This is a genomic window from Citrobacter sp. CF971 (genome assembly GCF_006385635.1).
Lineage (GTDB): Bacteria > Pseudomonadota > Gammaproteobacteria > Enterobacterales > Enterobacteriaceae > Citrobacter > Citrobacter freundii.
In genome coordinates this window covers 576,675-602,633 of record NZ_CP041051.1, presented here as the reverse complement: position 1 = coordinate 602,633, position 25,959 = coordinate 576,675, and the positions used below count along the sequence as shown (strand labels likewise).

The window sequence follows — 25,959 nt, the reverse complement described above, 5'->3', positions numbered from 1 at the left end:
AAGATTTAGATATAATGTTAATTTAATGTTTAAAGTGAGTGTCATATCACTCTGATAGCGCGAATCAGCTCACAAAAATACACGCTGATGCGGCATTTGCAAGATAAAATATCGACAACGACGTAACTATAGCTTTTCACGCTATTTATTTGTTCCCCCCGACCTCGGGGGGAACAGAAGTCACTGCTTACAGGATCTCAAGCAGCTCAACGTCGAACACCAGCGTGCTGAACGGAGGAATGGACGCGCCAGCACCACGCTCGCCGTAAGCCAGTTCCTGAGGAATAGTCAGTTCCCATTTCGAACCTACCGGCATCAGGGTCAGTGCTTCAATCCAACCAGGGATTACGCCGTTAACCGGGAATTCAGCCGGTTCGCCACGTGCGACAGAGCTGTCAAACACGGTACCGTCGATCAGTTTACCGGTATAATGCACGCGAACGCGGTCAGTACGCGCCGGAATAGCCCCTTCGCCCTGAGTCAGAACACGGAACTGCAAACCGGATTCAGTGCTGTTCACACCCTCTTTCTCACGGTTTTCTTCCAGATATTTGACGCCATCAGCCGCCATAGCCTGGAAGCGTTCGCGACGTACTGCATCAGCGCGTTCATGGATTTCACGCAGCGCGCGATGCACAACATCAACCGGCACTGCCGGGTGCTTACCTTCCAGCGCGTCAGCGATACCCGCTACCAGCGCTTCAGGCAACAGTCCTTCCAGTCCGGATTCGCTCAGCTGTTGTCCTACCTGCAAACCAATGCCATAGCTTGCTTGCGCTTCGATAGTGTCAAAATTCGGGTTAGCCATCATATTTCCTTTCATCGGATGTAAAGTAGCGGGCAGCATATCAGCCATGCCGCATCCGGTAAAACTTTGTCTCGGGAACAGATGACAAATCGCGAGGAAACATAAACAATAGGAATATCCCGCGTTGACGTCACGAAAGCGGGTAATATGACGAACATCATAGCGTTAGCCATCTATACTCTATGATCGAGGAACGAGACGCGGAGCAGGAGGAAAGCCATGCCCGGGCGCTTTGAATTAAAACCAACCCTGGCGAAAATCTGGCATGCACCGGACAATTTTCGCATTATGGATCCGCTACCGCCTATGCACCGCCGCGGCATTATTATTGCTGCTATCGTGCTGGTGATAGGTTTCCTGCTTCCTTCCAGTGACACCAGCGATGCCCCTGTGGTGACGCGTACTGCCCAGCTGGATTTACAGTCACAGTCGCAGCCACCAACCGAGGCTCAGCTACAGGCACAGTTAGTCGCCCCGCAAAACGATCCCGGCCAGGTCGCTCCGGTTGCTCCAGAGCCAATCCAGGAAGGAGAACCTGATGCGCAGCCGCAGGCTCAGCAATCTCAGCCGCAGACGCAACCTTTCCAACAGGATAGCGGAATTGAGCAACAGTGGCGCTCTTATCGCGTAGACTCGGGCAAAACGCTGGCACAGGTCTTCCGTGACCATAACCTCCCGCCAACCGATGTGTATGCAATGGCGCAGGTTGAAGGCGTGGGAAAACCGCTAAGCAACCTGAAAGACGGTCAGATGGTGCAGATCAGGCAGAATGCCAATGGCGTGGTGACGGGATTAACCATTGATACCGGGAATGGCCAGCAGGTTCTGTTCACCCGCCAGCCTAACGGCAGTTTTATTCGCGCCCGTTAAGCGGCGCCATCAGGCATCAAGGTGAAGCGTCAGCGCTTCACCTTATTCACCCACCAGATCCCCGAACAGACCAGCACCAGCGCCAGTGCGTATTTCCATTCGAGAATGTTTTCGCCGAGGAATATCGCCGACAGCACCGCCCCCGAAACCGGGATCAGGAAGTTAAACGGCGCAATCATCCCCACACGATTATGCTTGAGCAGAATACTCCACAAGGCAAAGGCGACCGAAGAGAGTAACGTCAGGTAGCCCAGAATTGCTACCGAAGACGCACCGTGTACGGTCAGCGTGCCGCCAAAAGCGTAGCCACCGATAACCAACGCCAGACCGCCACCGCCCAACTGGTACCCTGTCATTACCGTCGGGTCCACCGTCTGAGAAATACGTTTTCCATATAGCGTGGCAGCAGAAAGAATAAAGGCCGCCATCACTACTGAGCCGTCTCCTAACAGGCTGAAACTAAAATCCATTCCGCTGCTAAAGTTCACTACCATCACCCCAGCAAAGCCGAGGATACAGCCCAGCGCTTTGTTGTAGCTCAGTTTGTCATTATGGTAGATAAAATGGGCCAGTAGCACGCTGAAGAAGGTCCCGGTCGCATTCATAATGGACCCTTTCACCCCCGTCGTGAACGCCAGGCCGATATAGAAGAAGATGTATTGCAGCGAGGTTTGTGTCAGCCCCAACAGCGTGAGTTGGCCATACTGACGCGGGCTTAACCGGCCAATCGGTTTTCGCTGTGCCAGCGCCAACAGTAGCAGCAATATTCCCGCAAACAGAAAGCGATATCCGGCAAAGACAATCTTTGAGGGAATGTCATCCGTGGCAATCTGGAAGATCTCATATCCGCTTTTGATCGCCGGATAGGCGCTCCCCCACAGCAGGCAGCAGAACGCCGCGCTCAGATAGACAACATTTTTACGCGCAAACAGAGGTTGGTGCGTTGGTTCCATTCCATCACCACTTTGAAATAATGTTTTATTTTTGTGATTATCCCGAAAAGGATAAAGAATAGCCAGAGAGAAAAGCGGGGGAACAGAAAAGCAAAACGCCGGCACAGGGCCGGCGCTTTTACGCGGTCATCAGAATAAAAACTTATTCTGCAACTACGTTTACAGTCAGCTTAGCAAACACTTCGCTGTGAACCTGGAAGCTCACTTCGTGCTCACCAGTGGTACGCAGAACGCCGTTCGGCAGACGAACTTCGCTCTTAGCTACTTCAACGCCAGCTGCAGTTACAGCGTCAGCGATGTCGCGAGTACCGATGGAACCGAACAGTTTACCTTCGTCGCCAGCTTTAGACGCGATGGTTACGGTTTCCAGTGCGTTGATTTTCTCAGCACGAGCTTCAGCAGCGGACAGAACGTCAGCCAGTTTAGCTTCCAGCTCAGCGCGACGCGCTTCGAAAAATTCAACGTTTTTCTTGGTAGCAGGAACAGCTTTACCCTGTGGTACCAGGAAGTTACGAGCATAGCCCGCTTTAACGTTAACCTGATCACCCAGGCTACCCAGGTTTGCTACTTTATCAAGCAGAATAACTTGCATTACCTTATCCTCTCAAAGTCGTATTAATGGACCGTGACCGATTACTGATGACGATCAGTGTACGGCAGCAGGGACAGGTAGCGAGCGCGTTTGATAGCGCGAGCCAGCTGACGCTGGTATTTTGCACGGGTACCGGTGATACGGCTTGGGACAATCTTACCGCTTTCGGTGATGTAGTTTTTCAGCGTAGCGATATCTTTATAGTCGATCTCTTGAACGCCTTCCGCGGTGAAACGGCAGAACTTGCGACGACGGAAATAACGTGCCATATGGCTAGTCTCCAGAATCTATCAATTCAATCTGCTCGGCATGCAGAACCATTTTGCTCAGGCCGTTCTTTGCCTTGTGGCAAGAGATGAACCCCTGAACGGTCACTGCGCTACCGACCGTTATACTGTGAGTAATGGCCTGGTTTTCGTGTCCGCTAATAATAACGGGCATTTGGCACCACGCCTGCCGGTGAAACCCGGCTTCCTCCTGCACAGAACGATGCTCAAGCACGAACTGGCAATGAGGAATTCCTGATGGACTGACCTTTCGAAGGGGAGCCCTGCACACGGTGCCGGACAACGCCAGACGGTTGGTCATCAGAAATTACTCTTCAGAATCCCCAGCTTCAGCATCATCTGCGGTTTCGTTAGCGAAATCATCGCGACGCTCACGGCGCTCGTCTTTCGCTTTAACCATCGGAGATGCTTCGGTAACAGCGTGTTTAGTACGCATAACCATGCTGCGGATAACGGCATCGTTGAAGCGGAAGGTAGTTTCCAGCTCATCGATCACTTCCTGCGGCGCTTCAACGTTCATCAGAACGTAGTGAGCTTTGTGCAGTTTGTTGATCGGGTAAGCCAGCTGACGGCGGCCCCAGTCTTCCAGACGGTGGATCGTGCCTTCTGCACCAGTGATGGCAGCAGTGTAGCGTTCGATCATACCCGGAACCTGTTCGCTCTGGTCAGGATGGACCATAAAAACGATTTCGTAATGACGCATCGAATTGCTCCTTACGGATTATTCAGCCTCCTGTCTGGGTCAGCCGAGGCCCATGGAGGCAAGGAACGTGTTAAAGGTCGGCTGAAAAATGACGCGTCATAATACTGGGGTCAGCAGTTAAACTCAAGGTGCTTGTACGATTATTTATCATGTCGCCATTAATACATATCCAGCAGCATTTTGACGCTGATACAAATAGAGACGATGACAATCATGGGTCGGATGACTTTCTTGCCGCGCGTCAGTACGACTGTCGCACCCAGACGTGCGCCAAGGGATTGCCCGACAAACATCACCAGCCCCAGCGACCAGATCATTTTACCGCCGAAAATGAAGAACAGAATCGAGGCAATGTTCGACGCCAGGTTGATAAAATTCGAGTGGATTTGCGCTTTATCGATACTGTACCCCCACAGCAGGATATAGCAGAGCGTATAAAAGGAGCCGGCCCCGGCACCGAGAAAACCATCATAAAACCCAATACCTCCCCCGCAGATCAACGAGAAGAGAAACAGGGATACCTGCTGCTTCCTTTTCGGTTCGCTAAGATTAGGCGCAGAAATAAAGTAGATAGCGACCGCGATAATCAGGATCGGCAGCAGTTTCTTCAACACGTCCGGTTCAATAAACTGGATAAGCGTTGTGCCCATCGCAGAACCGATAAAGGCAGATAAAAAGACATATTTGTGCTCCTGCACATTAATATGTCCCCGGCGTAAAAAGTAAATTCCGGAGGTTAGCGAGCTACCCAGTGCCTGAATTTTATTGGTTGCCAGCGCATTAGCCGGGGGTAAACCAGAAATTAAGAGAGCGCCAATAGAGAGAAAACCACCGCCGCCCGACACCACGTTAATAAAGCCAGCCACCAGCGCGACCATAAACATAATCACGAAATAGCTGAAATCCATGAATGAAGTATCCATAAGTTTTTGCCTAATTATCATAAAGTTATATTAATTATCTGGCTCACTATAAACGGCGTACTCACCCGATTAAATTGACTATTTGGTAAGAGCTTATGCGCGTAAGGCAGGTATTTTTAACCGTAGCGGAAGGCATCAGCTGATTGTTAATTAAAGAAAAGATGGCTTTGCGGTAATTTTTTGAACAACTGCATCAGAAATGGTCGCTATCGACTGCGCCGGCAGCGGTTAAAATTAAATCAGAAGTTATCCACTCACAGGAGAGAGCTAACCAGAGACCGCAGTCGAGGAGGTACATATGCGAGCCCGTGTTTTGACCCTTCTGGCTGTACTTTTGCTCAGTGCAAATGCAACGGCAGCCATCAAAATTGACAATCATCAGGCCAGGAATATGGATGATGTGCAGAGCTTAGGCGTTATTTACATAAATCATAACTTCGCCACTGAAAGTGAAGCCACTCAGGCCCTGAATGAAGAAACCGATGCGCAAGGCGCAACCTACTATCACGTGATCCTCACCAGGGAACCCGGTAGTAACGGAAATATGCACGCCAGTGCAGATATTTATCGCTAGCACCAGAAACAACCAACGAGAACATTGCCACAGTTTGACTTGCCCCCTTCACTGGGGGCTTTTTTTTGCAAAACAATCCCGAAGCCAGACCGATCTCATCCCCATGAAGAGTTGGCTCCGGAACGTTTTTTCTTACTTCTGGCCGTAATAGGCATTTGGGCCGTGCTTACGCATGAAGTGCTTATTCATCAGGTAACTGTCGATGGGGCTGAGCGCCGGATTAATGCCACGCGCAATCCATGCCATTTTTGCCACCTCTTCCATCACCACAGCGTTATGTACCGCGTCGTGAGCATCTTTGCCCCAGGCAAACGGGCCATGTTGGTACACCACTACGCCAGGCGTATGTAAAGGTTCCACCTCCCCGAGCGTTTCAATAATCACCCTACCGGTATTAAGTTCATACTCCTCCTGAACTTCAGCTTCAGTTAAAGCCCGGGTACAGGGAATATCGCCAAAGAAGTAGTCAGCATGCGTCGTGCCGAGCGCAGGAATTGCCAGACCTGCCTGCGCCCATGCCGTTGCGTGGGTTGAGTGGGTATGCACCACGCCGCCGAGAGAGGAATAACGGCGATACAGCGCCAGATGGGTGGCGGTATCGGAAGAAGGACGATAGCGTCCCTCCACCACATTACCGTGCAGATCCACAACCACCATGTCATCCACTGTCATTGTTTGGTAGTCGACGCCGCTGGGCTTGATCACCACCAGCCCGCGTTCGCGGTCGATGGCGCTGACGTTACCCCAGGTAAACGTCACCAGCCCGTAGCGCGGCAGATCCATGTTGGCCTCAAAAACCTGCTGTTTACGTTTTTGCATTACACTGCCTCCACCAGGCCCGCGTTGGCCATACGCGCTTTCACCCAGTCGCGCGCCTTCGCCACTTCACGTGCCGGGTCGTCCGACGTTTCGCTCCACATCTCAATCAGGTATGGCCCGCAATACCCACTCTGTTTGAGCGTCGCAAAACAACGTTCGAAATCGACAACCCCTTCACCAAACGGCACATTTTTGAATACGCCGGGTTTGGTATCTTTCACGTGTACGGCAACTATATGGCCCATTCCCGCCTGCAGCTCCATCTGCACGTCGTTATCCCACGCCGATAAATTGCCAATATCGGGATACAGCTGGAACCACGGATTGTTGAGATAGTGGGCGTATCCCAGTGCCTTACTGATCGAATTCATCAGTGGATAATCCATGATTTCCATCGCCAGCGTCACCTGTGCACGGCTCGCCATCTCTACGCTCTCTTTCAGCCCATCGCGGAACCGACGACGCGTTTCGTTATTGGCCTGCTGGTAATAAACGTCGTAACCCGCCATTTGAATAACGCGAATACCGATATCCTGCGCAAACTGAATGGCTTTACGCATGATCTCCAGCCCCTGTTCGCGTACCGCATCATCTTCACTACCAAGCGGAAAACGACGATGAGCGCTCAGGCACATGGACGGTACCCGTATCCCGGTGTCGGCGATAGCGGCCACCAGCGCCAGTCGCTGCTCGCGGTTCCAGTCAAGACGCGCCAGGCGAGCGTCGGTTTCATCAACCGACATTTCGACAAAGTCAAAGCCCAGTTCCTTCGCCAGTTGCAAGCGTTCCAGCCAGCACTCCCCGCCGGGGAGTGCTTTTTCATAAATACCGAGCGGGACCTGTTTCGACAACATAGTCGCTCCTTATCCCCACAGTTGGGCGATAGAACGTTTGAACTGACGGGCCGCTTCCACCGGAGAGGCGGCATCGCGAATACTGCGGCCGGCAATAAAGACGTGAATCGGAATTCCCTGGAACAGCGGCAGATCTTCCAGCGCCAGACCGCCGGTGACGGTGACTTTAAAGCCCATCTCGGACAGACGCTTGATCGCGCTGATATCCGCTTCTCCCCACGCCACGCCCGCCGCCTGCGCATCACGACTGCGGTGATATACAACTTGCCCAATCCCTGCGTCACGCCACTCTTGCGCCTGCTCCCAGGTCCAGTAACCAGTCAGTTCAATCTGTACATCACCGTTAAATTCTTTCGCCACCTCCAGCGCACCCTTGGTGGTGTTGATATCGGCACAGCAGATGACGGTGACCCAGTCAGCGTTGGCTTCGAAACACATGCGGGAGAGGATTTTTCCCGCATCGGCAATTTTGGCGTCCGCCAGCACAATTTTATGTGGGTAAAGCGCTTTCAGATCGCGAACGGCGCGCACGCCCTCTGCCACGCAAAGAATAGTGCCCACCTCAATGATATCGACCTCTTCGGCAATCAGACGCGTCGTTTCATACGCGGAAGACATTGATTGGTTATCCAGCGCAACCTGCAACATAGGTAATGACATTTTGGTATCCTTTTAAACAGCCGCCGCAGTGGCGTTATCAATTAAATCCAACACTTCCTGCGCGGTGCGGCAGGCGCGTAAACGGTCGAAATTGGCTTCGTCATCAAAGAGATTCACGATCTGCATGATGCCCACTTCCTGATGCGTGTTGGCGTCAACTGCCGCCATCGTGATCAGAATGTCGACCGGGTCGTTATCCTCGTGGTTAAACACCAGCGGCGTTTTCAGCGTCACCAGCGCAAAACCGGTTTTCTTGACCCCTTCCTCCGGACGGCCGTGCGGCATCGCCAGGCCTGGCGCAATCACAAAGTACGGGCCAAACTGCTCAACGCCATCAAGGATGGCTTGGTAGTAGCGTGGTTCAACCACATCAGCCTTAACCAGCAGATCCACGCCAAGCTTTACCGCTTCCTGCCAGGTACTGGCCTCGGCTTGCAAAAGGATGGAACTATTGTCTGCCAGCGAGTCACGTAATTTCATATGCCGCCCCTTACTTCACGTCCTGCGGAAAATGCGCTTTGATCACTTCCAGCAGTTTTGGTCCAAAATCGGCAGGAGACAGCATGTTGCGTACGCCAACGACATATTTATTGCCAGAAACGGTAATCTCACCGGCGATATGCGTAGAGGCGATGATAATATCCGCTCCGCTCAGTTCACTTTTGTATTCACCCACGGCGCAGCTGTTTACCGTATGGTCAATATTTGACTGGGTTAAAAACTGGTCCACCTTCATTTTCATGATCATGGAACTGCCCTGCCCATTGCCACACACAGCCAGAATACGTACGGTCATAATCGGAACTCCTTATTAAGCAGAGTGTTCTGCCAGTTGTTTTTCTGCGTCTTCCTCAGCACGCAACGTGCGTCCTGCGAAAAACATATAAGCCAGTGCAATCAGAATAATGACGGCCATAAACACGATGCCGATGGAGGCAAAGCCTTGCATCATCGGCGGTGCCAGAATTGACCAGTCCGCCATGCCCATCCAGGCGCTCATACCGGTGAGCTTCACCGCCCAGACGCAGCCGAAGATTTCGATCATCCCCATCACCAGGCAAATCTTGAGCGCTGCGCGCCAGCCGCCAAAGTGGTTAGCAAATACGCCGATAGTGGCGTTCGAGAAGAACATCGGGATAAAGCCTGGGATAATCAGAATGGAAGAGCCGCAGGCCACAAGGATGCCCACCGCAATCAGTTGGCCGATGGTCCCCCACATAAAGCCCCAGACCACCGCGTTAGGAGCAAAGCTATAAATCGCCGCGCAGTCGATGGCCAGTACCGCGCCCGGGATCAGACGTTGGGAGATACCGTTGAACGCTTCTGAAAGTTCAGCAACGAACATACGTACGCCCTGGGTGATGATGAAGATAGCGACAGCAAACGAAAAACCGGTTTGCAGGATATACACCGTCCAGTGGGTTTTACCCGCCATCGCCTGAACCACATCAATGCCGAAAGAGAGCAGGATCGCCCCGAAGAAGATGGTCATCACAATCGCGGTAGAAACGATGTTGTCATGGAAGATATTCAGCCAGCCTGGCAGCTTGAGATCTTCTACGCTCTCCTCTTTCTTACCCAGATACGGCGCGACTTTGTAAGCAATCCAGGAGGCGAACTGCTGCTGGTGACCGATGGAAAAACCACAGCCGTCGGTCACTTCCTGGGTCGGCTTGTACATCATATTGGAGGTAATGCCCCAGTAGAGCGACACCAGCACCGCGGTACAGATGATGGTGGTCCACATGGAATAGCCAAAGATGTAGAAAGAGACGGCGATCAGGCCCGCCTGCTGGAACATGATGTGCCCGGTCAGCATGATGGTACGAATACCGGTAATCCGCCGTAGCAGTACATAACAAATGTTTAGCGCCAGCGCCAACAGTACCGCGTACCCTACCCAGCTATAGGCATCCCCCATACGTTCGATGGTTGCCATCATGGAGGCATAGGTATCGGAAATCGCACCGTTGATACCGTAAACCTCGGACATCTTCGCCACTACCGGTTTAAACGTGCTGGTCAGAATGCCCGACCCTGCCTGCAATAACATAAAACCGATAATCGTTTTGATCGTGCCTTTGATAATAACGCTGACACTTTTACGCAACAGGATGTAGCCGAGGCAGGTCACAATACCCAACAGCAACGGTGCATTGGTCATGACCTGATTAAAAAAGACGGTAAAGATGTTGTAGAGGATCTCCATAACGATCTCCAGTAGACGAAGTTGCTGAACATTCATTACAGATGCCCAGGATGTTGTGCCCTCACTCTAATTTTCAAAAGTAGTCACAACAAGATTGAATTTGATTAAATGTGATGCAGTACGCAAATAATTCTCTCACTTGCAGAGTGGATTTGCTCCGAATTCATTCACTTCAAAATAAATCCATTTAAAACAATAAAATAAAAAAATACATTTCATATAAACCATCTTGTCACGTTGTAATTTGTTAACAATTTTTCATTCAACATCAAAAATCAACGCATTGCCTTCTTGAGAAAATGATGTCAGTATCAATCAAAACAAATCACAATTTGATTCAACTTGAATAAACATGAAGGTAATTGCGATGAGTAAAGTAAAAAGCATCACGCGTGAATCATGGATCCTGAGCACATTCCCGGAGTGGGGAAGCTGGCTGAATGAAGAGATCGAGCAGGAACAGGTCGCACCAGGTACTTTCGCGATGTGGTGGCTCGGCTGTACCGGAATTTGGCTGAAGTCGGAAGGCGGGACTAACGTCTGCGTCGATTTCTGGTGCGGCACGGGCAAACAGAGTCACGGTAACCCGCTGATGAAAACCGGTCACCAGATGCAACGCATGGCAGGGGTGAAGAAGCTGCAGCCAAACCTGCGCACCACGCCGTTTGTTCTTGATCCGTTTGCCATTCGTCAGATCGATGCGGTGCTGGCCACGCACGATCATAACGATCACATCGACGTAAATGTTGCGGCAGCCGTCATGCAGAACTGTGCCGACGACGTGCCGTTTATTGGACCGCAGACTTGTGTGGATCTGTGGATCGGTTGGGGTGTACCAAAAGAGCGCTGCATCGTGGTAAAACCAGGCGATGTGGTAAAAGTAAAAGATATTGAAATTCATGCGCTTGATGCGTTCGATCGTACTGCGTTAATCACCCTGCCCGCCGATCAGAAAGCCGCTGGCGTACTGCCGGATGGTATGGATGCCCGCGCCGTAAACTATCTGTTCAAAACGCCGGGCGGTACGCTTTATCATAGCGGCGACTCACACTACTCCAACTACTATGCAAAGCATGGCAACGAGCACCAGATCGACGTCGCACTCGGATCCTACGGCGAGAACCCACGGGGTATTACGGACAAAATGACCAGTTCTGACATGCTGCGTATGGCGGAGGCCCTGAATACAAAAGTGGTGATCCCTTTCCATCATGATATCTGGTCAAACTTTCAGGCCGATCCGCAGGAGATCCGCGTACTGTGGGAGATGAAAAAAGATCGCCTTAAGTATGGCTTTAAGCCATTCATCTGGCAGGTAGGTGGCAAGTTCACCTGGCCGCTGGACAAAGATAACTTTGAATATCACTATCCGCGCGGCTTTGATGACTGCTTCACCATTGAACCGGATTTACCGTTTAAATCGTTCTTGTGATCCACACAAAATGCCGGGCCATCCCGGCATTTTTTTCCCATTTACTTTAGTATTTCCAGGCTATTTCAAATATCATCTTTTCAAATCAATTTGTATCGGAATAGCTCATGACTGAAGCACAAAGACATCAAATATTGCTGGATATGCTGGCGCAGTTGGGCTTTGTTACCGTTGAGAACGTAGTTGAGCGTCTGGGGATTTCACCCGCCACTGCGCGCCGGGACATCAACAAGCTCGACGAAAGCGGCAAACTCAAGAAAGTACGCAACGGCGCAGAAGCTATTACCCAGCAGCGGCCGCGCTGGACGCCAATGAATCTTCACCAGGCGCAGAACCACGATGAAAAAGTTCGCATTGCCAAGGCCGCATCCCAGCTTGTGAATGCGGGTGAAAGCGTAGTGATCAACTGCGGATCGACCGCTTTCCTGCTGGGTCGCGAAATGTGCGGCAAGCCGGTGCAGATCATCACCAATTATTTGCCCCTGGCGAACTATCTGATCGACCAGGAGCATGACAGCGTGATCATCATGGGAGGGCAATATAACAAAAGCCAATCCATCACGCTTAGCCCGCAAGGCAGTGAAAATAGCCTGTATGCCGGACACTGGATGTTTACCAGCGGCAAAGGGTTGACCGCGGACGGACTGTATAAAACCGATATGCTGACCGCGATGGCCGAGCAGAAGATGCTTAACGTGGTGGGTAAACTGGTGGTGCTGGTCGATAGCAGTAAAGTCGGTGAACGTGCGGGAATGCTGTTCAGTCGCGCCGATCAAATCGATATGCTCATTACCGGCAAAAATGCAAACCCTGAGATTCTGCAACAGCTTGAAGCTCAGGGCGTGAGCATTATGCGCGTTTAAAGGTGCTGGCGGAAAAACGTCACTGTTGCGGCCAACGCTTCTGGCGTGATGCGATGTCGTACACCCGCTTCCCACAGGCAGGTCAGATTGTTGTCCAAACCTGCCTGAATCAGCGCTTGCTGTAAGCGGAAGGTTTCAACAGCCGGTACAACATCATCATCCTGTCCATGCCACAGCAGCAACGGCCTGTCGGCAAGGCGTGGCAACTGATGCGTAACATCCCATTCGGCAAGCGGGGCGATAACGGCATCAAACTCCGCCTGTTGCTCTGGGGTCTGAACCTGTAAAGGAGGAAAAAGCGTCTGCGCAAGCCGGGTAAAATAGCCTGAGCCCATCAGGCTGGCTACACATTTAACCTCAGGATGGCGCGCCATTATGCCCAATGCAGTCATTCCCCCCATCGATGCCCCACCGACGGCAAGCCGCTCATCTGAAAGCCAATTTTCTGCCACCAGAGCCGCACGTAACGTCGTAAACTCCTGCATGTTTTGCTGCAATATATGCCAGAAGCGGAACATTCGCTCCTGAGCATTACCTTTAAAGCGGGCGCCATGTTCGGGCGCATCTGGCATGACGACGCGAAATCCGGCCTGAGCCAGCGCAACAGCAAAATAACTGTAGACCAGACTTGAAGATGTAAACCCGTGATAAAAGAGAATACAAGGGAGTGAACATTCGCGTTTACCAGCCGGAACGGCGTGCAGGACAGGGATACCAGCTAACTGTCGTGTCTCAATTTCTATCATTTGTTGCCCCTTTTTTTCTGGTATGCCATGCAGCGATACTTAACGCAAGCGAATGTGTTCGGCAATGATTCATAATGTTGAGAACTGGGTTACGCTTTCGCAACATTTTCATTCGAAAATCGCGTGAGAGATAACAATTCGGGAACATTCCCCTAAAGGGAAATTAATAAGGCACTACACTATGGCTATCAGGAAACGAGATAGAGTTATGCGTCGGTTTGCCTCTTTGTTGCTGGTTATGTTTTTAAGCGCCTGTAGCGTGCTACAGGGAACGCCGCAACCCGCACCGCCCGTTGCCGACCACCCGCAGGAGATCCGCCGTGACCAGAGTAATGGGTTACAGCGATTAGGGACGGTTAGCGCGCTGGTAAGAGGCTCTCCGGATGATGCGCTGGCAGAGATCCGTGCCAAAGCCGTCGCGGCTAAAGCTGATTACTACGTGGTTTTATTAGTAGATGAAACAATCGTGACAGGCCAATGGTATTCACAGGCAATTTTGTATCGTAAATAACATTGGGTTGAAATTTAGTCAGCTTTACATTGCTTTGCGCCTCTATGCGTTTACCTGTGCACAATAAACCAACAGCAGGAAGCTTGAGGTTTATTATCGCGATGGAATGCCCTGCCGTGTGTAGGGGTACGAATAATGGAGCTGACGATGAAACAATCTCTTGCCTTATCCTCACTGCTGCTTTCTGCCGGACTGGCAGGCACTACGGCGCAGTCTGCCGAATTCGCCAGTGCTGACTGCGTTACGGGCCTGAACGAAATTGGCCTGATCTCTGTCAGTAACATTGCAGGAAATCTGCAGGATGTAGAACGTGTAATCGCGTTAAAAGCGGATGAACAAGGTGCCTCATGGTATCGGATCATTCAGATGTACGAAGACCAGCAGCCCGACAACTGGCGCGTACAGGCCATACTTTATGCGTAACAGATTGCCGGATGGCGTAAACTTATCTGACCTGGACTGAGCGTAGGCATGATAAGACGCACCCGCGTCGCCATCAGGCAAGTTATTACCGTAACCCCCCCGTTGCCCGCAGGAGCAAATCGTTCAGCACCTGTTCAGACAATCGTAGTCCACCCCGCGTATCAAGCATCATTTGGCACCAGGCCTGCGCCACTGGCGGAGAAGAATAACGCAACATCTGCGCCCCGCAACCGAGCAGGAAAAGCTGCTGCGTAATCTCCCGTCCCAATGCCTCACTGGGTTTACGTAAACGCTGCTGCAACTGACGCACCATTCGATCGTAATGCCGATCCTGCCCCTTTACCTCCGCAAAGGCTTCGCTGAGCATATCGTAGATGCCGGGTTGTTTTGTCAGTACCCGCAATACATCAAGGCACATAATGTTGCCGGAGCCTTCCCAGATACTGTTTACCGGCATCTCACGATACAGGCGCGGCAGCTCACTCTCCTCGCAATAGCCAATCCCGCCCAGCACTTCCATCGCCTCAGCCACAAACGGCATACCGACCTTGCAAACGGAGAATTTCGCTGCTGGCGTGAACAACCTGGCCCACAGCGCTTCTTTGGCATCAGCACGACGGTCCCAGGCCCGCGCCAGTCGAAACAGTAGCGCCGTTTGACCTTCCAGTTGGAGCGCCATCCGGCCTAATACCTGACGCATCATCGGCTGTTCAATCAATGGCTTGCCAAAAACCTGTCGCTGGTGCGCATGATAAATCGCGACGGAAAAAGCACGTCGCATCATGCCGTGACTGCCGAGCGCACAGTCAAAACGCGTCATCCCGCCCATCTTCAGGATATGGCGGATACCTTCCCCTTCTTCGCCCAATAGCCAGCCAATCGCATCGTGGAATTCAACCTCGCAGCTGGCGTTGGAGCGGTTGCCTAACTTATCTTTCAGTCGTTCAAGACGGATGGCATTACGCTGCCCGTCAGGTAAAAATCGCGGTACAAAAAAGCAGGATAAGCCGCCCTTTGCCTGGGCCAGCACCAAATGGGCATCGCTTTGCGGTACGGAGAAAAACCACTTATGTCCCACCAGCCGATACGAGCCGTCGACAAGACGTTCTGCCTGAGTGGTATTGCTCAGCACATCTGAACCACCCTGTTTTTCGGTCATACCCATACCAATCAGTAGCCCGCGCTTTTGCCCTGCGGGCAGTAAATGCGAGTCATAACGGTCGCTTAGCAGCGGCGTCAGCCAGTCGTGAAAGGGGGCGGGTAACATTTGAAGTAACAGCGGCGTAGCGGCAAACGTCATGGTCACCGGACACAACGTGCCTGCTTCAACCTGCGCATGCAGCATGAAACGCGCCGCCCGGGCAACAAATGTTCCCTGCCTCGCGTCTTCTTCCCAGGCCAGATTATGTACGCGGTTGGCGCACAATCCCTGCATCAGCAAATGCCAGGCAGGATGAAAACGCACATCATCCAGCCGCTGCCCCTGCGGGTCGTAGCGCAACAGTTCAGGTGGAAAAGCATTGGCCAGACGACCCAGTTCGAGCGACTCGGCAGTCCCTAGCTGCTGACCAATACTGGCGAGAAGATCGCTATCCCAGCCAGCGCCTTCACGGATAACCGCTTCGCACAGCGCGCCGTCGGACAAATATAAGTTACTGTTATTGAGCGGTACAGGTTGGTTAAAAACGGTATGCGTTTGCCAGTGCATTGTGTCTCCCTCCGTCAATGGCCGTCGCTTTAAGTATGGTCAGGCAGCAGAGAGAACGCATGGGACAACGGTCACAAAAAAGCCATCCCGAAAGATGGCTTGAGAGAAGAGAGAAATCAGGGAGATAGTTTAGCTGCGCTGACGGACTGCTTCAAACAGGCAGATGCCCGTCGCAACTGAAACGTTCAGCGACGAAACGCTACCTGCCATCGGGATGCTGATGAGTTCGTCACAGTGTTCACGGGTCAGACGGCGCATACCTTCACCTTCTGCTCCCATCACCAGCGCCAGACGTCCGGTCATTTTGCTCTGGTAGAGAGTATGGTCGGCTTCGCCAGCGGTTCCGACGATCCAGATATTCTCTTCCTGCAGCATACGCATGGTGCGCGCCAGGTTGGTCACGCGGATCAGCGGTACGCTTTCTGCCGCACCGCAGGCCACTTTTTTCGCCGTAGCATTCAACTGAGCGGAACGATCCTTCGGTACGATTACAGCATGTACGCCAGCGGCATCGGCGCTACGCAGGCATGCCCCCAGGTTATGCGGGTCGGTGACGCCATCGAGGATCAAAAAGAACGGCTGATCGAGCGTAGCAATCAGATCCGGCAGATCGTTTTCCTGATACTGACGCCCAGGCTTCACGCGAGCAATAATCCCCTGATGTACCGCACCCTCGCTTTTCTCATCCAGAAACTGACGGTTAGCCAGTTGAATGACAACACCCTGTGCTTCCAGTGCGTGGATCAGCGGCAGCAGGCGTTTATCTTCACGACCTTTGAGAATAAAGACGTCCTGGAAGCGCTCAGGCGCACGTTCCAGCAGAGCCTGCACCGCATGGATGCCGTAAATCATTTCACTCATGAATGTACTCGTTAATAGTTTATGCATAACGCGGGCAACACGAGATTGCCCGACTTACTGTTTATGGCAGTTATTGTGCGACTTTCTTTTTCGCCGCACGTTTAGCTTTGGTGGCGGCAGCAATTTTAAGCGTTTTTGCCGATGGCTTTTTCGCTTTTTTGTCGCCTTTCTTCTCAGCCGCATTCTTTTCCGCCTGAGGTTTGGCTCTGCCTTTTTTCTCACCGCGGAAAGCGCTATCCGGCTCGAAATTCACCTTTTTGCCCATCTGACGACGTTTACCGGTATTTTTACCCGCATCGCTTTTTTTGGCTTTTTCGCGCGCAGTTTTACCTTCATTACGCGGCGCACGTTCGCTGGAGATCAAGCTAAAGTCGATCTTACGCTCGTCCATGTTGACTGCTTCCACGCGAACTTCCACGCGATCGCCCAGGCGATACATCTGACCGCTGGATTCCCCCGTCAGGCGCTGCCCAACCTGGTCGAAACGATAGTAGTCGTTATCCAGGGAGGAGACATGCACCAGACCGTCGATAAACAGCTCATCAAGACGGACAAAGAAACCAAATCCGGTGACGCTGGCAATCACGCCTTTGAAGACATTCCCCACCTGATCCAGCATGAAGTCGCACTTCAGCCAGTCAGAGACATCGCGTGTGGCTTCGTCAGCACGGCGCTCGGCCATCGAACAGTGCTGACCCAGTTGCAGCATCTCTTCCATCGAATAATGGTAGCCACCCGTTTCAGTGGTGTTGCCTTTATGGCCCTGCTCCTGCGCCAGCAGATACTTAATCGCCCGGTGCAAGGAGAGATCCGGGTAACGACGGATCGGTGAAGTAAAGTGTGCATAAGATTGCAGCGCCAGGCCGAAGTGACCACGGTTTTCCGGATCGTAAATCGCCTGCTTCATCGAACGCAGCAGCATGGTTTGCAGCATTTCTGCGTCAGGACGGTCAGCAATCGACTCCAGCAGTTCAGCGTAATCGCGCGGCTCAGGTTTGTTGCCACCTGGCAGCTCCAGTCCCAGCTCTGCCAGGACGGAACGGAACGAGTTAATCGCTTCGGTCGTCGGCTTATCGTGAATACGGAACAGCGCGGGCTCTTTGGCTTTCTCAACGAATCGCGCCGCTGAGATGTTCGCCATGATCATGCACTCTTCAATCAGCTTGTGCGCGTCGTTACGCTGCGTCTGCTCAATACGCTCAATACGGCGTTCAGCATTGAAGATAAACTTCGCCTCTTCACTTTCAAACGAGATACCGCCGCGCTCTTCGCGGGCTTTATCCAGCACTTTGTAGAGGTTATGCAGCTCTTCAATGTGTTTGACCAGCGGTGCGTACTGCTCACGCAGCTCCTGGTCGCCCTGCAGCATGTGCCAGACCTTGGTGTAGGTCAGACGTGCATGGGAACTCATGACCGCTTCGTAGAATTTAAAGCCGGTTAAACGGCCTTTCGACGAAATGGTCATTTCACAGACCATACACAACCTGTCCACCTGCGGGTTGAGCGAACACAATCCATTAGAAAGCACTTCCGGCAGCATCGGGACAACCTGCGACGGGAAGTAAACGGATGTGCCACGGCTGCGGGCTTCCTGGTCCAGCGGAGTCGGCGGGCGAACGTAATAGCTTACGTCGGCAATCGCCACCCATAAACGCCAGCCGCCGCCGCGTTTCTTCTCGCAGTAAACCGCATCGTCGAAGTCACGCGCATCTTCGCCATCGATAGTCACCAGCGGCAGGTCGCGCAGATCGACACGTCCTATTTTCGCCTCTTCCGGCACTTCTTCTTTCAGTCCGGCGACCTGTTTCTCAACAGCCTGCGGCCAGATATATGGGATTTCATGAGTACGCAGGGCCATATCAACGGCCATGCTGGTTCCCATGTTGTCACCCAGCACTTCAACAATTTTACCCACCGCTTTGGTGCGGCGAGTCGGACGCTGGGTCAGTTCAACGACGACCACAAACCCCATACGAGCGCCCATCACCTCTTCCGGCGGGATCAGAATATCGAAACTCAGACGGCTGTCGTCAGGGACGACAAACCCAACGCCAGCATCGGTGAAATAGCGACCGACAATTTGGCTGGTTTTTGGCACCAGTACGCGCACAATACGCGCTTCGCGACGACCTTTACGGTCCGCGCCCAGTGGCTGCGCCAGTACCTGATCGCCATGAATGCAGGTTTTCATCTGCTCGCTGGACAGGTACAGGTCATCTTTGCGGCCTTCAACGCGCAGAAAGCCGTAGCCATCACGGTGGCCAATAACGGTACCTTTCAGCAGGTCGAGACGCTCCGGCAGCGCATAGCACTGACGACGGGTGAAGACCAGTTGTCCGTCACGCTCCATCGCGCGCAGACGGCGGCGCAGTGCTTCCTGCTGCTCTTCACCTTCAATGTTGAGTTCAGCGGCCAGCTCATCGCGGTTGGCCGGTTTTTCACGTTTAGTTAAATGTTCGAGGATAAATTCCCGGCTTGGGATAGGATTCGCGTATTTTTCAGCTTCGCGTTCCTGGAAAGGATCTTGTGACATTGAGGTTCCTCCATTGTCAGCTCTGATGGAATTCCTTCGTCTTTCACGACGCCTCTTTGTTGGCTGCCTTTGCTCCCACCAGTAACTTACTTTTGTAAGCTCCTGGCGACTCGCTCAGTTGCCGCCGCGATGCGACGCGAAATACTTTGGACTTCATTATTCCACCAGCAATAATTTATAAAGCGGTTGATTCTCTTCAACCAAATCAGCAAGTGTGTAGTTGTCCAGCTCCGTGAGAAAACTTTGCACTGCCTTAGAAAGCGCCTGTTTGAGTCGACAGGCCGGGGTAATGTGGCAAAACTCGCTGCTACAGTTGACCAACGATAAGGGTTCCAGCTCGCGAACCACATCACCAATACCAATATCCTTAGCGGGTTTACCCAAGCGGATACCGCCATTTTTTCCTCGAATAGCAGTAACAAAGCCCGCCCGGCTAAGTTGATTGATTATTTTGACCATATGATTACGGGACACGCCGTAGACTTCTGTCACCTCAGAAATACTGGTCATACGTCCTTCGGGAAGTGACGCCATGTAGATTAGCGCACGTAATCCGTAATCGGTGAAACTTGTTAACTGCACATCAACCTCAGGAAAAGGGATAAAACGGATAAACCTGGTGGTATTAATTATATTGATGATAAACCAGCCACCAGCCAGGTCGCTAATTTATTTCAGTTCGGGAAGGAAAAAAGCGAGGAACTTACGTGATTTTAAGCCGGATTCTGATGCAAAGCACCTTATCCGGCTTGAGATATTGCAAGCGCAGCGCCATTCGACGCCACGCTATAACCAGAATTATGCGTCGAACGGGTCGCGCAGGATCATGGTTTCAGTACGGTCTGGGCCAGTTGAGATAATATCAATCGGCACACCGGTCAGTTCTTCAATACGCTTGATGTAGTTCAGTGCAGCCTGCGGCAGACCGCTACGTTCCTTCACGCCGAAGGTAGATTCAGACCAGCCCGGCATGGTTTCGTAAATCGGCTCGATACCTTTCCAGTCGTCTGCTGCCAGCGGAGTAGTCGTTACTTCACGGCCATCCGGCATACGGTAAGCGACACAGATTTTCACCTCTTTCAAACCGTCCAGTACGTCCAGTTTGGTCAGGCAGAAGCCAGACAGGGAGTTAATCTGTACTGCACGGCGTACAGCAACGGAGTCCAGCCAGCCGGTACGACGACGACGACCGGTGGTCGCACCATACTCGTTACCTTGTTTGCACAGGAACTCGCCAACGTCATCAAACAGTTCAGTCGGGAACGGACCCGCACCTACACGAGTAGAGTAAGCTTTGATGATACCCAGAACGTAGTCCACATAACGTGGGCCCAGGCCGGAGCCGGTTGCCACGCCACCTGCGGTGGTGTTGGAGGACGTTACGTACGGATAGGTACCGTGGTCGATATCCAGCAGCGTACCCTGCGCACCTTCAAACATGACGAAATCGCCACGCTTACGCGCCTGGTCCAGCAGATCGGAAACATCAACAACCATCGAGGTCAGGATGTCGGCGATAGCCATCACATCATCCAGCACTTTCTGGTAGTCAACTGCTTCAACTTTATAGAAATTCACCAGCTGGAAGTTGTGATATTCCATCACTTCTTTCAGTTTTTCAGCGAAGGTTGCTTTATCAAACAGATCGCCAACACGCAGACCGCGACGAGCTACTTTGTCTTCATAAGCCGGACCGATACCACGACCGGTAGTACCGATCGCTTTCTCGCCACGCGCTTTCTCACGAGCGTTATCCAACGCAACGTGATAATCAAGGATCAGCGGACAAGCTTCAGACAGCAGCAGGCGCTCGCGAACCGGGATACCACGATCTTCCAGTCCTTTCATTTCTTTCATCAGCGCGGACGGAGACAGAACAACACCGTTACCGATGATGCTGATGACATTCTCGCGAAGAATACCTGATGGAATAAGATGGAGGACGGTTTTTTCACCGTTGATTACGAGAGTATGGCCTGCGTTGTGACCACCCTGGTAGCGCACAACATATTTAGCCCGTTCAGTCAGAAGATCGACGATCTTCCCTTTACCTTCGTCACCCCATTGGGTGCCCAGTACGACGACGTTGTTACCCATTTTTCAAAATCACCGTTTGCTTAAAAATGGATTCTACCACCGCTTTTTCAGATATACAGCACTTTTTGCATGCGAAAATCCGCAAATTAGTCTACTAATTAATCAGCCAATCGTTTTCCTCAACATGTAGTAGACCACAACGCCCGCAACCACAAGACCGCCACCAAAACGACGCAAAATATTTTCGGGAAGTTGCGCCATTGCAGAGATCATTTTCTTCCATGCGCTGGGATAAAGCATCGGACCCAGCCCTTCCAGCACCAAAACCAGCGCGAGCGCCAGCAAAATTGTTGAATTCATCCATCGCCCTTATATAAAAAGAAAACCACCGCATCCCTGGAGATGCCGGTGGTTTTGCTGCTTTAAAACCGCTGGAACGCGATTAGCGTGTCGCGGAACTCGGTGTCTTCATGTAGCGGAAGAAATCGCTGTCCGGACTCATGACCATCACGTCCTGGTTGCCTTCGAAGCTCTTCTCGTAAGCACGCAGGCTACGGATGAAGGCGTAGAAGTCAGGATCCTGACTAAACGCATCGGCAAACAGCTTAGCGGCTTCTGCATCGCCTTCACCGCGCATGATACGGCCCTGACGCTCAGATTCTGCCAGCGTTTTAGTGACTTCATAGTCCGCCGTTGCACGCAGTTTTTCCGCCTCTTCCTGGCCTTGTGAACGATGGCGACGTGCTACCGCTTCACGCTCAGCGCGCATACGGTTGTAGATAGCCTCGGACACTTCAGCAGGCAGGTTGATTTGCTTAATACGCACGTCAACCACTTCGATGCCCAATGCCGCCATACTGTTCGGGTTGATGACCGGTACTTTACCGTTCGTTTCAGCCTGAACACGTTCAGCCGCTTCGGCAATCGCGCTATCTGCTGCCGGAGTCGCCACTTCATCTTCCGTGCCAGCAGAACCGGAGTTCAGCGCGTCACGAACTTCCAGGGTCAGACGACCGCGGGAATCGGTAACGATATCCTTCACGTCCAGACGACCAATTTCAGAACGCAGACGGTCAGAGAACTTACGTTTCAGCAGGACTTCCGCCTGAGAAACATCGCCACCGCCCGTTGCCAGGTAGTAACGGCTAAAGTCACTGATGCGCCACTTGATGTAGGAGTCAACAATCAGGTCTTTCTTCTCTTTGGTAACAAAGCGATCGGCCTGGTTGTCCATGGTCTGAATACGCGCATCGAGCATCTTCACAGATTCAATAAACGGAATCTTGAAGTGCAGGCCTGGTGCAACGACCAGCGGCTTGTTTTCATCGTCACGCAGAACTTTACCAAAGCGCAGAGTAATGCCGCGCTCGCCTTCTTTGACCACAAAGACAGACATGAACAGAACTACCAGAACGATGATGATAATCGCAATAACTGACTTACGCATCGTTATTCCCCCTGACGCTGGTAGTCGTTACGCTGCGCATTCGCGCGGCGTTGGTCCATAATATCGCCCTGACTGGTGGACGATGTATTGCTTGCTCCAGTGCTGGAAGTCGTTGCTGGCGGCAGACGCAACAGGTTTGAACTGCTGTCAGTCTTTGCTGCTGGCGCACTACCACCTTTCAGCATTTGATCCAGCGGCAGAACCATCAGATTGCTGCCTTTATCGTTAACCAGGACTTTGCGGGTATTGCTCAGCACTTTTTCCATGGTTTCGATATACAGACGTTCGCGGGTAATTTGCGGTGCGGCTTTATATTCCGGCAGAATTTTTGCGAAGCGAGCCACTTCACCCTGTGCTTCCAGGATGGTCTGAGTCTTATACGCACGCGCTTCTTCCAGAATACGCTGAGCCTGACCGTTTGCACGCGGCTGAACTTCGTTGGTGTACGCTTCTGCTTCACGGATGTACTGCTGTTCGTTTTCACGTGCTGCGATAGCATCGTCAAACGCGGCTTTTACTTCTTCCGGCGGACGTGCTGCCTGGAAGTTGACGTCCAGCAAGGTGATACCCATGTTGTACGGACGGATCGTTTCTTCCAGTTCACGCTGGGTATCGCTACGAATAACGGTACGCCCTTCGGTCAGGATACGGTCCATGGTGTATTTACCGATAACCCCACGCAGGGCGCTGTCAGTTGCCTGACGCAGACTGTCATCCGCACTGGTTACGCTAAACAGGTAACGCTGCGGATCGGTCACGCGGTACTGTACGTTCATTTCGACGCGCACGACGTTTTCGTCAGAGGTCAGCATAACGCCGGATGCGGCAAGTTCACGCACGGCTTCAACGTTGACCGGTGTCACTTCATCGATAAAGGTCGGTTTCCAGTTCAGACCCGGTTCAACCAAATGGCTGAATTTACCGAAGCGTGTCACCACGCCACGTTCCGCTTCTTTAATGGTATAGAAACCGCTAGCCGCCCAGATAATGACGATGGCGGCCGCTGCGATAGTAAAGACTCGACCGCCCAGTTGCGGACGCGGGCCTTGCGATGAACTACCGCCGCCAGAACCAGTACCTTTACCGCCACCCAGACCACCGAGCTTTTTACTCAGTTTGCGGAAGATATCGTCCAGATCAGGAGGTCCCTGCTCGCGACCACCTTTGTTTCCATTTCCCTCAGGGTTGCCGCCAGGTTTGCTGCTTCCCCAGGGGTCGCGGTCTTGTCCGTTATTACCGGGCTGATTCCACGCCATTTTTGTGCTCCATATTTGTTATGCGATGCTATACCTGCGTCTTTTGCGCTGCCGATGCGTTGACTGCGTCCCTCAACTCCAGTCACATAGTTGACTATGCTCCTGGAGATTTCAGGACTTGCCGCCTTCCTGCCGCACAAAATCCACAAGGTATAGAGGCGAAAAAATCTTCAGGCCATATCCGTCAGATCAGACAACATAGTCTTCCAGTGCCGGTTCTTGTTTACAGAGGCGACGCCAGTCTACGATCGGCATACGAACCTGCAGACCTACGCTGCCGTCTTCCTCCATCCACTCTTTTTCTATTGCCTGAAGTTGATAAAACCGGCTTCTCAAACGCCCTTCCTGCGGCGGCAAACGCAACGTATGCTGCGCCACCTCACCGGAAAGTCGCTCAGTCAAAGCCTGAAAAAGTTGTGGTATACCAATCCCCGTTTGCGCTGATACCCAAACGCGAATGGGTTTATTCTCTTCATCTCTATCGATACGCGGCTCAAAGTCATCCAACATATCGATTTTATTCATCACCAGCAGGGTCGGGATCTCATGCGCATCGATCTCTTCGAGCACCGTGTCGACTGCCTCGATGTTTTCCTGCACACGAAAATCTGCAGCATCAATAACGTGCAGCAGCAATGTCGCCTGACGTGTTTCCTGCAAGGTGGCTTTAAATGCCGCCACCAGGTCGTGCGGCAAATGGCGGATAAACCCTACGGTATCCGCCAGCACGGTCTCCCCCACGTCCGCCACGTCTATGCGGCGCAGCGTTGGGTCCAGGGTCGCAAACAGCTGGTCCGCTGCATAAACCCGGGCTTCGGTGATCTGGTTGAACAGGGTGGATTTTCCGGCGTTGGTATATCCCACCAGTGATACGGTTGGGACATCCGCTTTCTTGCGCGACTGCCGCCCCTGCTCACGTTGCTTTTCAACTTTTTCCAGGCGCGACTGTATTTGCAAAATGCGATTACGCAGCAAACGACGGTCGGTTTCGAGCTGGGTTTCACCCGGACCACGCAAACCAATCCCGCCCTTTTGCCTTTCAAGGTGGGTCCAGCCACGGACCAGACGCGTAGCCATATGGCGCAACTGCGCCAGCTCAACCTGCAACTTACCCTCATGGGTGCGCGCACGCTGGGCAAAAATATCTAAAATAAGACCTGTCCTGTCGATTACAAGACACTGGCACAACTGTTCCAGGTTACGTTCCTGGGCGGGGCTCAGAGCATGATCAAAAATCACCACCGCAGCGCCAGTCGCTTTTACGGCTTCGGCAATTTCGATTGCCTTACCTTCACCAACAAAATACTTCGGGTGCGGTGCTTTACGGCTCCCGGTAATCACCTGCATTGCTTCGACACCGGCGGAAGAAACCAGAGATTCAAACTCCTGGAGGTCTTCCATATCTTTGTCTTGCGAAAAATAGATGTGTACCAGTACCGCCTGCTCACCGGCATCATAACGGTCAAACAAGCGTCAACCCCTTAATATAAATCAACGGGGAACGCAGGATCGCTGGCTCCCCGTATGTAAAACAGCTAATAACCTTATTCGGTTTCTTCGCTGTCCTGTTGCGCAGATGAACCTTGCGCGTTGCTACCGTGATGGTAGTTGCTGCCAGTGCCGCCGGTGGCATTATTGCTGTGATGAGAAACCGGACGAGACGGGACAACAGTAGAAATCGCGTGCTTATAAACCATCTGGCTGACCGTGTTTTTCAACAGGATCACGAACTGATCAAAAGACTCGATTTGACCTTGCAGCTTAATACCATTCACCAAATAAATAGAAACTGGAACACGTTCCCGACGCAATGCGTTCAGGAACGGATCTTGTAAAGATTGCCCCTTAGCCATTCTCTCTTTTCCTTATATGCTTATTTGTACTTTGAAC

General features: G+C 52.2%; 30 protein-coding genes. 6 read left to right on the top strand and 24 right to left on the bottom strand.

Going from position 1 to position 25,959, the window contains the following annotated elements; translation table 11 throughout:
* Window positions 1-187: 187 nt before the first annotated feature.
* Window positions 188-808, bottom strand: coding sequence for an FKBP-type peptidyl-prolyl cis-trans isomerase (gene fklB, locus E6P06_RS06405; protein ID WP_060855486.1), 621 nt, complete (start codon window positions 806-808; stop codon window positions 188-190).
* Between the two features lie 219 nt (window positions 809-1,027).
* Between fklB and E6P06_RS06400 the strand changes: the two genes are divergently transcribed.
* Window positions 1,028-1,678 (top strand): LysM-like peptidoglycan-binding domain-containing protein, encoded by a 651-nt coding sequence (locus tag E6P06_RS06400; RefSeq protein ID WP_060855407.1) that lies wholly within the window; start codon window positions 1,028-1,030, stop codon window positions 1,676-1,678.
* A gap of 29 nt (window positions 1,679-1,707) precedes the next feature.
* On the opposite strand, the gene E6P06_RS06395 is transcribed toward E6P06_RS06400, so the two are convergent.
* The 6 genes from E6P06_RS06395 to E6P06_RS06370 form a co-directional block, all read right to left on the bottom strand.
* Window positions 1,708-2,631 carry a DMT family transporter gene (locus E6P06_RS06395; RefSeq protein WP_060855406.1) on the bottom strand — a complete coding sequence of 308 codons (924 nt, stop codon included), beginning with the start codon at window positions 2,629-2,631 and terminating at the stop codon, window positions 1,708-1,710.
* Window positions 2,632-2,773: 142 nt separating this feature from the next.
* Complete coding sequence (gene rplI, locus E6P06_RS06390) at window positions 2,774-3,223, bottom strand: 50S ribosomal protein L9 (RefSeq protein ID WP_003025676.1); 450 nt, start codon at window positions 3,221-3,223, stop codon at window positions 2,774-2,776.
* 41 nt (window positions 3,224-3,264) lie between these two features.
* Complete coding sequence (gene rpsR, locus E6P06_RS06385) at window positions 3,265-3,492, bottom strand: 30S ribosomal protein S18 (RefSeq protein WP_000135199.1); 228 nt, start codon at window positions 3,490-3,492, stop codon at window positions 3,265-3,267.
* 4 nt (window positions 3,493-3,496) lie between these two features.
* Window positions 3,497-3,811: a primosomal replication protein N gene (gene priB / locus E6P06_RS06380; RefSeq protein WP_003025674.1), complete on the bottom strand. Its 315-nt coding sequence runs from the start codon at window positions 3,809-3,811 to the stop codon at window positions 3,497-3,499.
* 6 nt (window positions 3,812-3,817) lie between these two features.
* Entirely contained in the window at window positions 3,818-4,213 is a 396-nt protein-coding gene (gene rpsF / locus E6P06_RS06375; protein WP_003025672.1) for a 30S ribosomal protein S6, read from the bottom strand.
* Between the two features lie 158 nt (window positions 4,214-4,371).
* On the bottom strand, window positions 4,372-5,136 hold the full coding sequence (locus E6P06_RS06370; RefSeq protein WP_032937757.1) for a TSUP family transporter: 765 nt from the start codon (window positions 5,134-5,136) through the stop codon (window positions 4,372-4,374).
* A gap of 298 nt (window positions 5,137-5,434) precedes the next feature.
* Between E6P06_RS06370 and yjfY the strand changes: the two genes are divergently transcribed.
* Entirely contained in the window at window positions 5,435-5,710 is a 276-nt protein-coding gene (gene yjfY, locus E6P06_RS06365) for a DUF1471 family protein YjfY (protein WP_003025668.1), read from the top strand.
* A 132-nt stretch (window positions 5,711-5,842) separates the two neighbouring features.
* Here the strand turns inward: yjfY and E6P06_RS06360 are convergent, their stop codons facing one another.
* The 6 genes from E6P06_RS06360 to ulaA are packed head-to-tail and all read right to left on the bottom strand — an operon-like array spanning window position 5,843 to window position 10,252.
* A complete protein-coding gene (locus E6P06_RS06360) occupies window positions 5,843-6,529 on the bottom strand; it encodes an L-ribulose-5-phosphate 4-epimerase (RefSeq protein ID WP_003839510.1) in 687 nt (228 codons plus the stop codon).
* The gene (locus E6P06_RS06355) at window positions 6,529-7,383 is read right to left on the bottom strand and encodes an L-ribulose-5-phosphate 3-epimerase (protein WP_032937760.1); all 855 of its coding nucleotides are present in this window, start codon (window positions 7,381-7,383) and stop codon (window positions 6,529-6,531) included. Before E6P06_RS06355 ends, E6P06_RS06360 begins: the two co-directional genes overlap by 1 nt.
* Window positions 7,384-7,392: 9 nt before the next feature.
* Window positions 7,393-8,043, bottom strand: coding sequence for a 3-keto-L-gulonate-6-phosphate decarboxylase UlaD (gene ulaD, locus E6P06_RS06350; RefSeq protein WP_003025660.1), 651 nt, complete (start codon window positions 8,041-8,043; stop codon window positions 7,393-7,395).
* A 12-nt stretch (window positions 8,044-8,055) separates the two neighbouring features.
* Window positions 8,056-8,523 carry a PTS ascorbate transporter subunit IIA gene (gene ulaC, locus E6P06_RS06345; RefSeq protein ID WP_003025658.1) on the bottom strand — a complete coding sequence of 156 codons (468 nt, stop codon included), beginning with the start codon at window positions 8,521-8,523 and terminating at the stop codon, window positions 8,056-8,058.
* 10 nt (window positions 8,524-8,533) lie between these two features.
* Window positions 8,534-8,839, bottom strand: a complete 306-nt coding sequence (gene ulaB / locus E6P06_RS06340) for a PTS ascorbate transporter subunit IIB (protein ID WP_003025655.1) — start codon at window positions 8,837-8,839, stop codon at window positions 8,534-8,536.
* Between the two features lie 15 nt (window positions 8,840-8,854).
* Window positions 8,855-10,252, bottom strand: a complete 1,398-nt coding sequence (gene ulaA / locus E6P06_RS06335) for a PTS ascorbate transporter subunit IIC (protein ID WP_003025652.1) — start codon at window positions 10,250-10,252, stop codon at window positions 8,855-8,857.
* A 367-nt stretch (window positions 10,253-10,619) separates the two neighbouring features.
* On the opposite strand from ulaA, the gene ulaG reads away from it, so the two are divergent.
* Window positions 10,620-11,684 (top strand): L-ascorbate 6-phosphate lactonase, encoded by a 1,065-nt coding sequence (ulaG, locus tag E6P06_RS06330; RefSeq protein WP_003025649.1) that lies wholly within the window; start codon window positions 10,620-10,622, stop codon window positions 11,682-11,684.
* A gap of 107 nt (window positions 11,685-11,791) precedes the next feature.
* Complete coding sequence (ulaR, locus tag E6P06_RS06325; RefSeq protein WP_003839504.1) at window positions 11,792-12,547, top strand: HTH-type transcriptional regulator UlaR; 756 nt, start codon at window positions 11,792-11,794, stop codon at window positions 12,545-12,547.
* Here ulaR and yjfP read toward each other — a convergent pair.
* Complete coding sequence (gene yjfP / locus E6P06_RS06320) at window positions 12,544-13,293, bottom strand: esterase (protein WP_016149449.1); 750 nt, start codon at window positions 13,291-13,293, stop codon at window positions 12,544-12,546. The two genes, ulaR and yjfP, sit on opposite strands and share 4 nt — an antisense overlap.
* Window positions 13,294-13,474: 181 nt before the next feature.
* Here yjfP and bsmA point away from each other — a divergent pair, with 181 nt between their 5' ends.
* Both bsmA and yjfN read left to right on the top strand, forming a co-directional pair.
* Window positions 13,475-13,804, top strand: a complete 330-nt coding sequence (gene bsmA, locus E6P06_RS06315) for a biofilm peroxide resistance protein BsmA (protein WP_003025640.1) — start codon at window positions 13,475-13,477, stop codon at window positions 13,802-13,804.
* Window positions 13,805-13,951: 147 nt separating this feature from the next.
* Window positions 13,952-14,227, top strand: coding sequence for a DUF1471 family protease activator YjfN (yjfN, locus tag E6P06_RS06310; RefSeq protein WP_003025637.1), 276 nt, complete (start codon window positions 13,952-13,954; stop codon window positions 14,225-14,227).
* An 85-nt stretch (window positions 14,228-14,312) separates the two neighbouring features.
* Here yjfN and E6P06_RS06305 read toward each other — a convergent pair whose 3' ends face one another.
* The 10 genes from E6P06_RS06305 to hfq all read right to left on the bottom strand — a co-directional run bounded on the left by E6P06_RS06305 (window position 14,313) and on the right by hfq (window position 25,922).
* The gene (locus E6P06_RS06305) at window positions 14,313-15,935 is read right to left on the bottom strand and encodes an isovaleryl-CoA dehydrogenase (RefSeq protein ID WP_057063028.1); all 1,623 of its coding nucleotides are present in this window, start codon (window positions 15,933-15,935) and stop codon (window positions 14,313-14,315) included.
* A gap of 129 nt (window positions 15,936-16,064) precedes the next feature.
* Window positions 16,065-16,796, bottom strand: a complete 732-nt coding sequence (gene rlmB / locus E6P06_RS06300) for a 23S rRNA (guanosine(2251)-2'-O)-methyltransferase RlmB (RefSeq protein WP_003025615.1) — start codon at window positions 16,794-16,796, stop codon at window positions 16,065-16,067.
* Between the two features lie 70 nt (window positions 16,797-16,866).
* Window positions 16,867-19,329 carry a ribonuclease R gene (gene rnr / locus E6P06_RS06295; RefSeq protein WP_003025612.1) on the bottom strand — a complete coding sequence of 821 codons (2,463 nt, stop codon included), beginning with the start codon at window positions 19,327-19,329 and terminating at the stop codon, window positions 16,867-16,869.
* A gap of 156 nt (window positions 19,330-19,485) precedes the next feature.
* Window positions 19,486-19,911, bottom strand: coding sequence for a nitric oxide-sensing transcriptional repressor NsrR (gene nsrR / locus E6P06_RS06290; protein WP_003025609.1), 426 nt, complete (start codon window positions 19,909-19,911; stop codon window positions 19,486-19,488).
* Between the two features lie 216 nt (window positions 19,912-20,127).
* The gene (purA, locus tag E6P06_RS06285; RefSeq protein WP_003025606.1) at window positions 20,128-21,426 is read right to left on the bottom strand and encodes an adenylosuccinate synthase; all 1,299 of its coding nucleotides are present in this window, start codon (window positions 21,424-21,426) and stop codon (window positions 20,128-20,130) included.
* Window positions 21,427-21,528: 102 nt separating this feature from the next.
* Window positions 21,529-21,726, bottom strand: a complete 198-nt coding sequence (locus E6P06_RS06280; protein ID WP_003025602.1) for a DUF2065 family protein — start codon at window positions 21,724-21,726, stop codon at window positions 21,529-21,531.
* A gap of 82 nt (window positions 21,727-21,808) precedes the next feature.
* A complete protein-coding gene (gene hflC / locus E6P06_RS06275) occupies window positions 21,809-22,813 on the bottom strand; it encodes a protease modulator HflC (RefSeq protein ID WP_003025595.1) in 1,005 nt (334 codons plus the stop codon).
* Window positions 22,814-22,815: 2 nt separating this feature from the next.
* Window positions 22,816-24,069, bottom strand: coding sequence for an FtsH protease activity modulator HflK (gene hflK, locus E6P06_RS06270; protein ID WP_003025593.1), 1,254 nt, complete (start codon window positions 24,067-24,069; stop codon window positions 22,816-22,818).
* A gap of 189 nt (window positions 24,070-24,258) precedes the next feature.
* On the bottom strand, window positions 24,259-25,539 hold the full coding sequence (hflX, locus tag E6P06_RS06265; RefSeq protein ID WP_003025589.1) for a ribosome rescue GTPase HflX: 1,281 nt from the start codon (window positions 25,537-25,539) through the stop codon (window positions 24,259-24,261).
* A 74-nt stretch (window positions 25,540-25,613) separates the two neighbouring features.
* Window positions 25,614-25,922: an RNA chaperone Hfq gene (gene hfq / locus E6P06_RS06260; protein ID WP_003025584.1), complete on the bottom strand. Its 309-nt coding sequence runs from the start codon at window positions 25,920-25,922 to the stop codon at window positions 25,614-25,616.
* Window positions 25,923-25,959: the final 37 nt, after the last annotated feature.